Source organism: Mesorhizobium sp. M0001, assembly GCF_040324255.1.
In the GTDB taxonomy this organism is placed as follows: Bacteria; Pseudomonadota; Alphaproteobacteria; order Rhizobiales; family Rhizobiaceae; genus Mesorhizobium.
This window is the reverse complement of the sequence record NZ_JAMYVS010000002.1, coordinates 920,383-934,279: the sequence shown is the minus strand read 5'-3', so window position 1 is coordinate 934,279 and position 13,897 is coordinate 920,383. Positions and strand designations below refer to the sequence as shown.

The 13,897-nt window shown below is 61.6% G+C and carries 12 protein-coding genes; 6 read left to right on the top strand and 6 right to left on the bottom strand.

Annotation, left to right across the window (positions count from 1 at the left end; all coding sequences use genetic code 11):
- Positions 1–42: 42 nt before the first annotated feature.
- A complete protein-coding gene (locus NKK50_RS09490) occupies positions 43–642 on the top strand; it encodes a LysE family translocator (RefSeq protein WP_023705850.1) in 600 nt (199 codons plus the stop codon).
- Positions 643–800: 158 nt separating this feature from the next.
- Here NKK50_RS09490 and NKK50_RS09485 read toward each other — a convergent pair whose 3' ends face one another.
- The gene (locus NKK50_RS09485) at positions 801–1,595 is read right to left on the bottom strand and encodes an SDR family NAD(P)-dependent oxidoreductase (protein WP_352518259.1); all 795 of its coding nucleotides are present in this window, start codon (positions 1,593–1,595) and stop codon (positions 801–803) included.
- 181 nt (positions 1,596–1,776) lie between these two features.
- Here NKK50_RS09485 and NKK50_RS09480 point away from each other — a divergent pair, with 181 nt between their 5' ends.
- Positions 1,777–2,241, top strand: coding sequence for a MarR family winged helix-turn-helix transcriptional regulator (locus NKK50_RS09480; RefSeq protein WP_023689742.1), 465 nt, complete (start codon positions 1,777–1,779; stop codon positions 2,239–2,241).
- Between the two features lie 29 nt (positions 2,242–2,270).
- On the opposite strand, the gene NKK50_RS09475 is transcribed toward NKK50_RS09480, so the two are convergent.
- Positions 2,271–3,449, bottom strand: coding sequence for an MFS transporter (locus NKK50_RS09475; RefSeq protein WP_352543292.1), 1,179 nt, complete (start codon positions 3,447–3,449; stop codon positions 2,271–2,273).
- Between the two features lie 199 nt (positions 3,450–3,648).
- Here NKK50_RS09475 and NKK50_RS09470 point away from each other — a divergent pair, with 199 nt between their 5' ends.
- Positions 3,649–4,005, top strand: a complete 357-nt coding sequence (locus tag NKK50_RS09470) for an ArsR/SmtB family transcription factor (RefSeq protein WP_023683780.1) — start codon at positions 3,649–3,651, stop codon at positions 4,003–4,005.
- Between the two features lie 20 nt (positions 4,006–4,025).
- Here NKK50_RS09470 and NKK50_RS09465 read toward each other — a convergent pair whose 3' ends face one another.
- Entirely contained in the window at positions 4,026–4,496 is a 471-nt protein-coding gene (locus NKK50_RS09465) for a nucleoside deaminase (protein ID WP_023691527.1), read from the bottom strand.
- Between the two features lie 176 nt (positions 4,497–4,672).
- Between NKK50_RS09465 and NKK50_RS09460 the strand changes: the two genes are divergently transcribed.
- The 3 genes from NKK50_RS09460 to carB all read left to right on the top strand — a co-directional run bounded on the left by NKK50_RS09460 (position 4,673) and on the right by carB (position 10,484).
- Entirely contained in the window at positions 4,673–5,449 is a 777-nt protein-coding gene (locus NKK50_RS09460; RefSeq protein ID WP_352543291.1) for a metallophosphoesterase family protein, read from the top strand.
- Between the two features lie 244 nt (positions 5,450–5,693).
- Positions 5,694–6,746, top strand: coding sequence for an SH3 domain-containing protein (locus tag NKK50_RS09455; RefSeq protein ID WP_502896486.1), 1,053 nt, complete (start codon positions 5,694–5,696; stop codon positions 6,744–6,746).
- A 234-nt stretch (positions 6,747–6,980) separates the two neighbouring features.
- Positions 6,981–10,484, top strand: coding sequence for a carbamoyl-phosphate synthase large subunit (gene carB / locus NKK50_RS09450; RefSeq protein ID WP_352543290.1), 3,504 nt, complete (start codon positions 6,981–6,983; stop codon positions 10,482–10,484).
- 66 nt (positions 10,485–10,550) lie between these two features.
- Here carB and NKK50_RS09445 read toward each other — a convergent pair whose 3' ends face one another.
- From NKK50_RS09445 to NKK50_RS09435, 3 genes are all read right to left on the bottom strand, one after another.
- Positions 10,551–12,467: an NACHT domain-containing protein gene (locus NKK50_RS09445; RefSeq protein ID WP_352543289.1), complete on the bottom strand. Its 1,917-nt coding sequence runs from the start codon at positions 12,465–12,467 to the stop codon at positions 10,551–10,553.
- Between the two features lie 145 nt (positions 12,468–12,612).
- The gene (locus tag NKK50_RS09440) at positions 12,613–13,005 is read right to left on the bottom strand and encodes a RidA family protein (RefSeq protein WP_352543288.1); all 393 of its coding nucleotides are present in this window, start codon (positions 13,003–13,005) and stop codon (positions 12,613–12,615) included.
- Between the two features lie 238 nt (positions 13,006–13,243).
- A complete protein-coding gene (locus NKK50_RS09435) occupies positions 13,244–13,708 on the bottom strand; it encodes a cupin domain-containing protein (protein WP_352543287.1) in 465 nt (154 codons plus the stop codon).
- Positions 13,709–13,897 lie beyond the last annotated feature (189 nt).

The window sequence follows — 13,897 nt, the reverse complement described above, 5'->3', positions numbered from 1 at the left end:
TATGCAGAAGTCTACCGTAGGGCCTTCGATGGAGGACGCCTCATGTTGCAGCCCATCTTTCCGCTCATCCTGTTTGCCTTCGTGGCCACCGTCACGCCCGGCATCGCCACCACCCTGTCGACTGCTTCAGGTGCGCAGTTCGGTTTTCGCCGTTCCGTTCCCCTATTGGTCGGCAGCGCCGCCGGCCTCGCCACCGTGACCGGTGTTGCCGCCGCCGGGCTCGCCGGTCTGCTGCTGGCCATGCCGTCGCTGCAACTGGCGATGAAAATCATCGGCTCGCTCTATCTCATCTGGCTGGCAATCAAGATCGGCCGCGCCGGGCCGCCTGATCTCGATGTGGCGATGGCAAAACCCAACAGCTTCTTGGGCGGCGCCGGCATTCAATGGATGAACCCGAAGGGCTGGGCGATGGGACTGGGTGCGGCGGCCTCGTTCGCAGCCCTTGCCGACGGTCCGGGACAACTCGCGCTGCTGCTCGGCTCGACCTTCGGCTTTACCGCAGCCATCTCGCTGTCGATCTGGTGCGTCGCGGGCATGGTGCTGGCACGGCTGCTCAAGACCGAATGGCAATGGCGCGCGCTCAACATCGTGCTGGCGCTGGTGCTGGCTGCGTCGATCATTCCGATGTGGCGGGGAGCGTAAACGCAGAGGTCGGCGCCAGTACCTCACCCGGACCTGCGGTCCGACCTCCCCACAAGGGAGAGGTAGGGAGCGCGCACTTTACCCTCCCCCTTGTGGGGAGGGTCGCGAACGAAGTGAGCGGGGTGGGGGTCCTGGTTCGCGAAGCGAACCAGCTACTCTCAGGCCGCGTAGCGGGCAGCCGGCTTGTCGGCGTGCAGGCTGCCGTAGAAGACTTGCCTTGCGCCGAGGAACGTGTCCAGCTTGGCTGTGTCGGCAAGTGCCGGCACGGTGACGGCTTCGCCCCTGGATAGGCCCACAAGCGCGGCATCGACCATATCATCGGCGGACATGATGATCTCCTTCGGCAGATTGTCGATATCGCCACCGGCGAGCTCCCAGAAATCGGTGCGGGTCGCGCCCGGCAGCACCGCCTGCACCTTCACATTGGTGCCGGCGACTTCGCGGTGCAGGGCCTCGGTGAAGTTGACGACATAGGCCTTGGTGCCGCTGTAGATGCCGCCGAACGAGGTATCATAGGCGAGCACGGAGGCGATGTTGACGATGGCGCCGCGGTTGCGCGCAAGAAGCCCCGGCAGAACGGCGCGGGTCAGGCGGGTCAAGGCGATGACGTTGACCTTGATCATGCGCTCGGCCTCGTCGGCGTCGGCCGTTGCCACCACGGCCTGGCCGCCAATGCCGGCATTGTTGACCAGCAGCGTGACGCTGTCGTCGGCTGCGATCGCCTGCTCGACGCGGCGCACATCATTGTCGTCGGCAAGATCGGCTGATATCACGCTGACCTTGCGCTTGTAAGCATATCGCAGCTTTTCAGCCAGTTCCTCCAGCCGGTCGGCGCGCCGCGCCACCAGCACCAGATCGTAGCCTTGCCCGGCCAGCCGGTCGGCATAGACCGCGCCGATGCCGGCCGATGCGCCGGTGACGACTGCGGTACCCTTGTTGTCCTGTCCACTCATTGTCCTGTTCCTTTTTTCTGCCCGGCGAGACAGGTCGATGAACCCTCGTCCCGCCCTGATCTCCAATTAGTGGCATATACCACTTTCCGGGAAGTAGGCATATACCACCATCTTGTCAACGGAGGCGGCAGAAACTATTTCTGCGACAGGCCGGCAGCGGTTTTGCCGGCAAGGAGTCGTGATGAGCAAGACCGCGCTGCCGGGATTCAGCCTTTGCAACAACGCCACGCTGCGGCGCGCCGCGCGCAAGCTCGGCCGCTTCTATGACGATGTAATCTCGCCTTCGGGTCTGAAGGGCACACAGTACGGCCTGCTCTACCAGATCCATGTCAGCAACGAGCCGGCGATGGGCACGATAGCCGAAGCGATGGTCATGGACCTGTCGGCGCTCGGCCATACGCTGAAGCCGCTGATCCGCGACGGCTATGTCGACACCTTCGCCGACAAGGACGACCGCCGCGTCAAGCGGGTGCGGCTGACGCCGCAAGGCCAGGCCAAGCTCGAGGAGACGACGAAATTGTGGACCATTGCCCAGCAGCGCTTCGAGGCGCTGGTCGGCCAGCAGCGAGCGGCAGATCTGCGCGCTATGCTGGATGAAGTCGCGGCGCTGGAGTACGACGTGCCGGCGGCCGCCCCTTCAAGCTGAAAGAGCGGCCGCCGGTCCTTTGCAAAGATCTATTCGGCCGGCATGGCGACCGGCCGGGCCGCCCAGCGGCCGGCCAGCACCACGCCAAGCCCGATCAGCGGGAAGATGGCGGCGACCAGGCCGAGATCGGCCGGCACGCCGTAGCGCAGCACGGCGCCGCCGACCACAGCACCCAGCGCCACGCCGAGATAGAGGGCCGAAGCGTTGAGCGACAGCACGATCGGGGCGGCGTCGGGCGCCAGCTTGATGATGCGGCTGGCCTGCGCCGGCGGAAATGCCCAGCCGACCATGCCCCACGGCACCATCATGGCCATCAATGCCGGCCCGGCGAGATGCTGCGGCAGGAAGGTCGGGATGACCGAGAGCATCACCAGCATGACGGCGCTCAGCGCCAGAGACCAGCCGACGGTGCGCGTCGCACCAAAACGGTCGGCCGCCTGGCCGCCGGCTATGTTGCCGATGACGGCGCCGACACCGAAGGCGAGCAGCATGCCGGGCAGCGCAATCGGGCTGAGGCCGCCGCTCTGGATGGCCAGTGGCGCGATATAGGAAAACACCGAGAAGGCGCCGATCAGGGCAAGAGCGGTGGTCAGCAGGATCGGCATGACGCCGGGGCGCAGCGCCGCAGCCAGCCGCCACCTGAGCGGCAGCTTGGTACCGACAATGCCGCGCGGCAGCCGGTACCACAGGATGGCGCCGACCAGCGCGCCGAGCCCGGCAATGGCAAAGAAGGTCCCGCGCCAGCCGGCTATCGTGGCAACCAGCGCGCCGAGCGGTGCACCGAGCGCAACCGCCACCGTGGTTCCGCCGACGACGACGGCAATGGCCCGCGCCCGGTGGTGGTCATCGACCAGCGCCACCGCCGTGCCTTGAGCGGTAGCGGCAAACAGGCCTGACGACAGCGCCATGATGATGCGGGCAATGAGCAGCAGCTCGAAGGACGAGCTCAGCGCCGCCACCACATTGCCGATGACGAAGAACGCCAGCGTCCACAAGATGACGCGGCGCCGGTCCCATTCGCCGGTCAGCGTTGCCAGGATCGGCGTGCCGATGGCGTAAGCCAGCGCGAAGGCGGTGATCAGCGTGCCGGCGAGCGGAATGGAAATGCGGGCGTCGGTGGCGATGTCAGGCAGCAGGCTGGAGATGACGAAGCCTTCGGTCGAGATCGTGAACGATCCGAGCGCAAGCCAAAAGAGGCGCTTGTCCATAGGGCGTGTCCTTAGTTCAAAAGTTATTGAACAATTGGACATAACAGGGCGTGATGTCAATGAAGCCAGACGAAAATAGCTGAAGCCTGCTGACAGCCCTGTGTCAGGACAGCCATTGGGCCAATCGCGAAGCGGACTGTGCATGCCCGCGAAACATGGACGCGTTGAAATCGCCACCGACTGTGCTTAGTTTCGGGCCATGACTTTGCCGCACCCCAATACAGACCAGATCAGCCTGCCGGTTGTGCTCGGCGTGCTTGGCGACCCGACCCGGCTCGCCATCGTGCGCTATCTCGCCAGCAAGGAAGGCGTGCCGCTGAACTGCAGCCGGTTCCTCGACCTCGGCTCCAAGACCAATCTCAGCTATCACCTGGCCAAACTGCGCGAGGCCGGCGTCACCCGCGCCGAAGTGGCCGGCACCAACCGGATGATCACGCTGCGCCGCGCCGACCTCGACGCCCGCTTCCCCGGCCTGCTCGACAGCGTGATTGCGGCGGCCGGAGATGATCCGGCTCTGCCCATCGTCGGCGGCCACGACATCGAAATGCCGGCCTAACCGGTTTAGAAGTCAAGGTCCTAGCGCTGCCAAAAACCGATATGCGGGGCGAGGAGCTCTTCGTCCATCTCGGGGAAGGGTCCGTGGACCTCGACCGGCTTCTGCCCGGAGCCGAGGACCGTGCGCGACGAGAGGTTCATCGTCGGATTCTCGGCGTGGTTGCCAGTCAGCGCGAGAAGCTTGGTCTCCTCGAAGCCGTAGACCAGCCGGCCGATATTGGCCCAGTACAGCGTTCCCGTGCACATCGCACAGGGCTCGCCGGTTGTGACCAGCGTGCAGGACCAGAGGAATTCCGGCGGATAGGCGTCGGCGGCACGCCGGGAGAGCTCGGTTTCGGCGTGGCGCACGGTGTTGATGTTTCCTTGCCGCATCAGGATGCGATCGTCGGGGCCGACGAGCACGCAGCCGAAAGGATGGTGCCCATGCGCGGCAGTCTCGCGCGCGACGTCATTGGCGGCGCGGAGGTGGGCAACCATCTGGTCGCGGGTCATCGCCTGTCCTCCCCCGGATGAACTCTGGAACGTCATGGACGCTAGCAGATGGAGTGCTTCCGCGATAGCCAGCTCCCGGCTGTCTCGAACGGCCTCAAGGGCTTGATAATGAAGGCAGCGGCTTGATAGGAAGCCGGGCCGCAAGCCTCAACGGGCTGCATCAAGGGAGCCCTCGCATGCGCATTGCCGTTCTCGCCGATATCCATGGCAATGTGCTGGCGCTGGATGCCGTCCTCGCCGATCTGGCGCGGCGCGGCGGCGCCGATCTCACCGTCAACCTGGGCGATTGCGTCTCCGGCCCACTGTGGCCGCGCGAGACGTTCGAGCGGCTCGAAGCGCTCGACCTGCCGACGGTGCGCGGCAACCATGACCGCCGCGTCGCGGTCGATCCGGCCGACGATACGATGTGGGCTTCAGACCGCTACGCCCAGGAGCGGCTGACGGAGACGCAGCGCGAAGCCCTGCTCGCCCTGCCCTTCACGCTGGAGATTGTTCCCGGCGTGGTCGCTTTCCATGCGCGGCCCGACCATGACGAGAAATACCTGCTCGACGCGATCGTCGATGGCCAACTGGTGCGCGCGCCGCTTGCCGCTATTCAGCGGCGGTTGCAGGCGCTGGACCCGGCCTGCCGCATCGTGCTGTGCGGCCACAGCCACCGCGCGGAACTGGTCCGTATCCCCGGCGGCCCCATCCTCTTCAATCCCGGCAGCGTCGGCGCCCCCGCCTATGACGACGACACGCCCCCGGCGCACGTTTCGGAGCAAGGCAGCCCGCATGCGCGCTACGGCATCCTCACCTTGGATGGCGAAGAACCCGACCGTTTTGAGACCATCGCCGTCGACTACGACCACGAAGCGGCGGCGAGACAGGCCGCACAGGCGGGCCGACCGGAATGGGCGCATGCGCTGAGGACCGGCTTCATGCCCAAACCCTCTTGGCAAGGCTCCGCTTGACCGCATGGCTGCGCCCTGCTTCCGCCTCGCGGCACCAAACATCGGACGCATTTTCAGACTTACATGGCCGCGTATCGTCCCTTATAAAACCGCCTTGGCATACGGCAGGACTGCTGCCGCAAGGGTAATCGGCGCACGGCCAATGATGAGGCGCACAATCCGAACCATTTTGCATCGACTGACTGGCGCTCCGCTCCTGCGGGCCCCGTTGCTCATGGGGCTGTTGCTCATAGGCCCGTTGCTGGTGAGCATGCCGGCGAATGCCGAGGACGCGCCTGCCGACATCGTTTCCATAGTGACCGAGCTCGGCCCAGGCGATCTCCTCAACATCCGCGCCACGCCGTCGCCGGTCGGCAGAACCCAGGCGCGCCTGCCGATCGGCTCGAGCGTCAGGAATTTCGGCTGCAGCGAAGTGGACGGCCACCGCTGGTGCAAGGTCGAGGAGATCGACAATCCACTGGTCAAAGGCTGGGCGCCCGCGCGCTATCTTATCCCCGACAACCCGACCGTGGTCGAAGTTGACGCCGCGCCGCCCCAGGTGACCGCCAGCGCTGAAGCGGGCGGCCCGACGCTCGCGCCCGACATGTCGACGCAGCCGGCCGACGTGGCCGCAACACCCCCAGCAACTGCACCTGCCGCCTCTGCCGCTCCGGCTGCACCCACTCAGGCTCCACCCACCCCGGCTGCACCCGCGCCGGCCCCACTCGACCTGACGGAGCGCCTTGGCGGCACGGATCCGGGCGCGCCGAAGTCCGCCGCCGAGATCGGCAGGACCGCCATGCAGGATGCTTACGGCCTTGCCTTCGCAGCGAATGAAAGTCCGCCGACGGATGAAATCCCTGCCACAGAGGCTCCGGCAACGGAGGCCACAGGGACGCCGGAACTCGCCGCCGCCGCGTCTGCGGGAGCAGCGCCGGATACAGCGTCGGCGCCGGGGGTACTATCCCCGACGCCACGGCCAGACCAGGCCAAAGCTGCGACCGCTACGCAAACCGTTGCACGGCTGGAACCCCCGCCCGCCCTCGGCGCCACCGCCGAGATCCCCTGCGCCCGCTATGTCGGCCAGCCGATGACCCGCTGCGCCGTCAACATCGCGCACAAGGGCACCGACAAGGCCGATATAACCGTCACCTGGCCCGACGGCGGCACGCGCGTTATTTCCTTCTCTGCCGGCATGCCGGCCGGCTCGGATTTGGGCAAGGACTTCCGCTTCACAAGGGAAGGCAGCCTCAACATGATCCGCGTCGGGGTATCCGAGCGGTTTGAGATTACGGATCAGCTCGCGCTGGGGGATTAGGTGTCAGGCAGTAGGGAATGGGCATAGGCGCCTTAACCTCGCTCCTGCCTAATCCCCACTGCCTGATCCCTACTGCCTAATCCCTACTGCCTAGCCTCATTTTCGGGGTTACATCTCCCAAAACTCTTCCCTATAAGGCCCTCCTAGCCTGATACCAGAATCGCAAGCACAACCGGCCGGGTCTTCCCGTCCCGGTTTTTCGTGCAAGCCGCTCGCCGAACGGAACTCACAACGATGCCAAGACGCACCGACATCAAGTCGATCCTGATCATCGGGGCCGGCCCCATCGTCATCGGCCAGGCCTGTGAGTTCGATTATTCCGGCACACAGGCCTGCAAGGCGCTGAAGGAAGAGGGCTTTCGCGTCATCCTGGTCAATTCCAACCCGGCCACCATAATGACCGACCCGGAACTGGCCGACGCCACCTATATCGAGCCGATCACGCCTGAAGTCGTCGCCAAGATCATCGCCAAGGAGCGGCCCGACGCGCTGCTGCCGACCATGGGCGGCCAGACCGCGCTCAATACCGCTCTGTCGCTGCGCCGCATGGGCGTGCTCGAGCGCTACAATGTCGAGATGATCGGCGCCGACGCCACGGCGATCGACAAGGCTGAGGACCGGGCGCTGTTTCGCGAGGCGATGAAGAAGATCGGCCTGGAAACGCCGAAGTCGATGCTGGCCAATGCCACCGACGTCAAGAACGCCGACCGCAAGACCCATGAGGCCGAGCGCGCCGCCGTCAAGGCCGAGGCGCCTGCCGACCTCGATGCCGCGCTCGACGCGCTGGAAACCCGCTGGAACCTCGGCGAAGGCGACCGCAAGCAGCGCTACATCAGCCATGGCATGGCGATTGCCGCCCAGGCGCTCGACCATGTCGGCCTGCCCGCCATCATCCGCCCGTCCTTCACCATGGGCGGCACCGGCGGCGGCATCGCCTACAACCGCGCCGAATTCTACGACATTGTCCAGTCCGGCCTCGACGCCTCGCCGACTACCGAAGTGCTGATCGAGGAAAGCGTGCTCGGCTGGAAGGAGTACGAGATGGAGGTCGTCCGCGACAAGGCGGACAATTGCATCATCGTCTGCTCGATCGAGAACATCGACCCGATGGGCGTACACACCGGTGACTCGATCACCGTTGCCCCCGCGCTGACGCTGACCGACAAGGAATACCAGATGATGCGCAACGCCTCGATAGCGGTGCTGCGCGAGATCGGCGTCGAGACCGGCGGCTCCAATGTGCAGTTCGCCGTCAATCCGGCCGATGGCCGGCTGGTCGTCATCGAGATGAACCCGCGCGTCTCGCGCAGTTCCGCCTTGGCTTCGAAGGCGACCGGTTTTCCGATCGCCAAGATCGCGGCCAAGCTCGCTGTCGGCTACACGCTGGACGAGCTGGAGAACGACATCACCGGCGGCGCCACGCCCGCCTCCTTCGAGCCGAGCATCGATTACGTCGTCACAAAAATCCCGCGCTTTGCCTTCGAGAAATTTCCCGGCGCCGAGCCGGTGCTTACCACCGCCATGAAGTCGGTCGGCGAAGTCATGGCCATCGGCCGCACCTTCCAGGAGTCCCTGCAGAAGGCTTTGCGTGGACTGGAAACCGGCCTCACCGGCCTAGACGAGATCGAGATCCCCGGCCTCGGCCACGGCGCCGTGGCTGCCAACCACGCCGACGACCGCAACGCCATTCGCGCCGCATTGGGCACGCCGACGCCCGACCGGTTGCGCATGGTGGCGCAGGCGATCCGCATGGGCACCTCGCTCGAAGACGTGCACGCCATGTGCAAGATCGACCCGTGGTTCCTCGAACAGATCGCCGGCATCGTTTCCATGGAAGCCCGCATCCGCGAGCACGGCATCCCACAGGACGCCGTCAATCTGCGCATGCTGAAGGCGATGGGCTTCTCCGATGCTCGCCTCGCCTCGCTGACGAAGACCGACGCCGAAGTGATTGCGAAGATTCGTGAAAAGCTCGACGTTCATCCGGTTTATAAGCGCATCGACACCTGCGCTGCCGAGTTCGCCTCGCCGACCGCCTACATGTACTCGACCTATGAAGTCCCGTTCGCCGGCGCGCTCGCCAACGAGGCGCAGGTGTCATCGCGAAAAAAAGTCGTCATCCTCGGCGGCGGTCCGAACCGCATCGGCCAGGGCATCGAGTTCGACTATTGTTGCTGCCATGCCGCCTTCGCGCTGCGCGACGCCGGCTATGAAGCGATCATGATCAACTGCAATCCCGAAACGGTGTCGACCGACTACGACACCTCCGACCGGCTCTATTTCGAGCCGCTGACGGCGGAAGACGTGCTGGAGATCCTGCGCGCCGAACAGGCCTCGGGCGAACTGGTCGGCGTCATCGTCCAGTTCGGCGGCCAGACGCCGCTGAAGCTTGCCGACGCGCTGGAGAAGGCCGGCATCCCGATCCTGGGCACGTCACCCGACATGATCGATCTCGCCGAGGACCGCGACCGTTTCCAGAAGCTGCTGCACAAGCTCAACCTCAGCCAGCCGAAGAACGGCATCGCCTATTCTGTCGAGCAGGCCCGCCTCGTCGCGGGCGAACTCGGCTTTCCCTTGGTGGTGCGCCCCTCTTATGTGCTCGGCGGCCGCGCCATGCAGATCATCCATGACGAAGGCATGCTGCAGAGCTACCTGCTCGACACCGTGCCCGGCCTGGTGCCGGAGGACATCAAGCAGAAATACCCCAACGACAAGACCGGCCAGATCAACACGCTCTTGGGCAAGAACCCGCTTTTGTTCGACACCTATCTCTCGGGCGCCATCGAGGTCGATGTCGACTGCCTGTGCGACGGCAAGTCGACATTCGTCTCAGGCATTCTGGAGCACATCGAGGAGGCCGGCATCCACTCCGGCGATAGCGCCTGCTCGCTCCCTGTTCACTCGCTGCCTTCCGAGCTGGTCGACGAGCTGGAGCGCCAGACGGCGGCGCTTGCCCGCGCGCTCAACGTCGGCGGCCTGATGAACGTGCAGTATGCGATCAAGGACGGCACGGTCTATGTGCTGGAGGTCAACCCGCGCGCATCGCGCACCGTGCCCTTCGTCGCCAAGACCATCGGCCGGCCCATCGCCAAGATTGCCGCACGCATCATGGCCGGCGAAAAGCTGGAAGACGCCTTCGCCCATTACGGCGCGATGCCCGACCCGAGAAACCCCGGCCACATCGCGGTCAAGGAAGCCGTCTTCCCCTTCGCCCGCTTCCCCGGCGTCGACATATTGCTCGGCCCCGAAATGCGCTCGACCGGCGAGGTCATGGGCCTCGACCGCGATTTTGCGCTGGCCTTCGCCAAGAGCCAGCTCGGCGCCGGCGTCGATCTCCCCCGCTCCGGCACGCTGTTCGTCTCGGTGCGCGACGAGGACAAGGCCGGCATCCTGCCGGCGGTCAAGCGCCTCGCCGGCCAGGGCTTCAAGGTGCTGGCGACATCCGGCACGGCCCGCTTCCTCGCCGAAAATGGCGTCGACGCCCAGAAGATCAACAAGGTGCTGGAGGGCCGGCCCCACATCGAAGACGCCATCCGCAACCGCCAGGTCCAGATCGTCTTCAACACGACGGATGGCCAGAAGGCGGTATCGGACTCGAAGTCCCTGCGCCGCGCCACGCTGATGCAGAAGGTGCCGTATTATACGACGCTGTCGGGCGCCGCGGCGGTGGCCGAGGCGATTACGGCGCTGAAGGCAGGGAGCCTGGAGGTCAGGCCGCTGCAGGAGTATTTTGCGTAATGCCGCCTGTGCCTCCCTTCAACGGCCATATACCAGTTGATGTGAAACACTCCTGAACAGTAGTTTTCACAAAGAAAGTATGTCGTCCGATGTGTCTCTTGATTTCTTAAAATTCCTCTTCAATTCATCAACTCTTCTCTTGACAAAAGCACATCTGTCTTTAAGTCGCTTAGCAGTCTCGCCTACAATCGGAAGACCTGCCTCCCACTTAATGTCGCCAAGTGGGACAACGAATGATTTGCTAGTAGTAGGCGGATCGTCTTCGTGACGATACAAGACATCCAATCTTTCTTGCTCAAAATTAAACGACACGTCTACGATTATATGGTCCGAAATAGGTATAAGGCTCTTGTTCTTAAGGAACCGAGAAATAAAAGAAACTGATTTTATTAAACTTGCCGACCGCGGTGGCCTGCTGAGATCCTTTGGAGCAATTCCTTTAAACATCAAATATATCGAACTAACAAAATTTTCGAAATCGGACGAGTTATAGTATCTATAAACAAATGGGACAGCTCCCCTTTCGCGCGTGAAGAAGCTAAAACTCAGTCTATAATCAGATAGGCCAAGAATCTGTATAGGACCGGTCTCTTTGAGAACACCCCTCATTTTGACAGATGCACCGTCGAATTCAGGGATTATGTACACTTCCTCCACCAAGGCAGGGTTCATGGAATACACCATGGAAAAGACGGAGTCAGATTCTCTCAAGGGAATCTTTTTCAAGACTTGCCGTATCGGCTTAACGAAGAAATGAGTAATCGCATAGGCCGAGAAATACTCCTGAAAAGACCTATGTATAAATGAATACTGATCTCCGTCTTTGAATAACAAATTCACAGACTCCACGGCGTCGAATAGAAAATCTCTTGATTCAAATATCTTGCCAGTTCTCTTCTTAGCTCTATCGATATATGTAATACACTCTCCTTCGTTGAAGGTATGTTCCATATCCGCGTAAGATGAGAGACAAAATATAGAAAAGACTTCTAAAAATTCCTGTTCACTTAACTTTAACTTACGCTGCCTTTGGAAGCCCTGCTTGCTCGCATCGTGCAGCGTGAATAGTGTCTGAAAGGCGTATCTATAAAATATATGCACGTTGTCAGGGATATGCCTGATCTGCAGGTAAGTCATAAGCATCATCAAGGTAAGTAGCGGGGTGGAGAAAAACCCCTTATAATCATCATACCTTTTTTCAAATATGTTAGACATAAACTCTTTTTTTGTCTCAGGATCAAATTTCGCCTTCTCAATGACAAGTCGAGTCTGCTCTTTACTGAACGGAAGTGCTTGGTAAACGTAGAACTCCTGCCACGAGGCAAACCGATCATCAAAGCGGCTTGATACCGCCACACCACAGTCGGGATATAAATGAGCTAGCTCAAGTATCTGACGCTGTATATCGTTTCGGTACTCGTCAGGTATCTCGTCAAAGCCATCTAGTATAAATATGAATCGACCATCTGCCATCATGGCCTTGAAAACTTCATCGGTTACCACTTCATCCTCGGCAGAAGCCGACACCCTAAGGTAAGTTGATAGGTCTTTTTGACTTATATCGTTAATTCGTCGAAGCTCAAAAAATACGGGGATTTTCCCGCCGGGGTTTTGAAAAACACTAATAAATAGATACTTACAGAATATCGTTTTCCCGATGCCACCAAATCCGGTTACAATTAGTCTCTTGCCATCCCTTACATGCTGACAAAGGTTATCATCATCTAATACGTCTTTTCCGCATTTAAATTTTGATTTAACATAAATCTCCTCGATTTTTACCGGACTTTCTTTATTTATGATCGTTTTAACAAGACTGCATGTAGCATACATCCTCTCAAGGTATCGGGAAAAATTCTCAAAATATTGCGAGTACTTCTTGCTAACAGTCTTTGTGACAGATGACGAAAGCGCTTTAAAAAAGTCTTTCACCAACGAGGCAGCAGCAGTCGCAGCGATTTGATTTACGTTCACGTCATTCATCGTTTCCTCCCTACTCTCTACTAATGTGTTTGATCCTGCACGAATATGCAAGCCAAAGGTGTTGTTGTGAGCATCTCTTGGGGAAATTTCGATTGACATTTACATTGCAAATGAAGGCCGCCTCAGTTGCTCTCATTAATTCCTTTCAACCCACCGCCACGCACTCAATCTCTATATCAAACTCCATCGGCCAGGACGCCACCGGCACAAAACTGCGCGCCGGCGGGTTGACGCTGAAATACCGGGCATAGACCCGGTTGATGGCGTTGTAGAAGCCGGAATTGACGGCGTAGATGCGCACCATCACCACGTTGTCGAGCGAGGTTCCCGCCGCTTCCAGGCAGTGCTTCAGCGCCTTCAGCGACGCCTCGGTCTGGGTGTCGATGTCGCCGCGCACCATCTCGCCGGTCACCATGTCCACCGGCGGCGTCGCCGAGATGAACACGAAGCCATTGGCCCTCACCGCCGTCGAGCAGGGCAGCCCGAGCGCCCGGACCTTGGCCGACATGACGGGCACTTCGATGATTTCTTTTTTCATGGTGATGCTCCCTTTGTTTGCCAAGCTGGCGCCAAGGCCCCCTCACCCAGCCTCCGCTTCGCTCGGCTGACCTCTCCCCGAGGGGAGAGGAGCCGGTCAGCGCCAGCGCTTCCACCTTCTCCCCAGTGGGGAGAAGGTGGCCGCGAAGCGGTCGGATGAGGGGGCCTGCGCCACCTTTGATTGTGAGGAGCTTATCCCCCCGCCCAGCGAACGCCAGCACCGGACCATAGTCCAGCCGTCACCCCTGCCCCGGATAGGGCATGCCATCCTTGTGCAGAAACCTGCCATCGGAACTCGGGCTCATCATGTCGATGTCCGAGCAAGTGATGAGATCATCCGGATTGCGCGAGCCGACCTCGAGATAGCGCGCCGTTGTGGACGAGCGGTTGATCATGTGGTGGCCGTTGCCGCTGTTCTTGGCAAAGGTCGCGCAGTCGCCGGCCTTGAGCAGCGTCTCGCCGCCATCCTCGACCAGCACCAGTTCGCCGTCCAGCACATAGACAAGCTCGTCCTCATGGCTGTGCCAGTGCCGCTGGCTCGACCAGCCGCCTGATGGCAATGTCATCAGGTTGACGCCGAAATCGGTGAGGCCGCCGGCATCGCCGAGGCGGTGGCGTGTGCGCTCGGCGCAAGGGGCGTCGAAGGGTGCGGGGTAGCCGGAGCCCTTGCGGACAGGCACGGTGGACAGGTCGATCTTGGGCATGGGAGCTCCATTGAATTGGTGGCGGCAATGTATGTCACTGCCGGCGCAGCCACAGAGCCACTTTGCCGCAATGCCTTGCCAACGGCAGGCATCGGCCGTCGCACTCTACGGCGCCCCCCTCTGTCCTGCCGGACATCTCCCCCACAAGAAGGGAGATTGGCTGTCGCCTCAGCCTTCGCCAATTTTCAC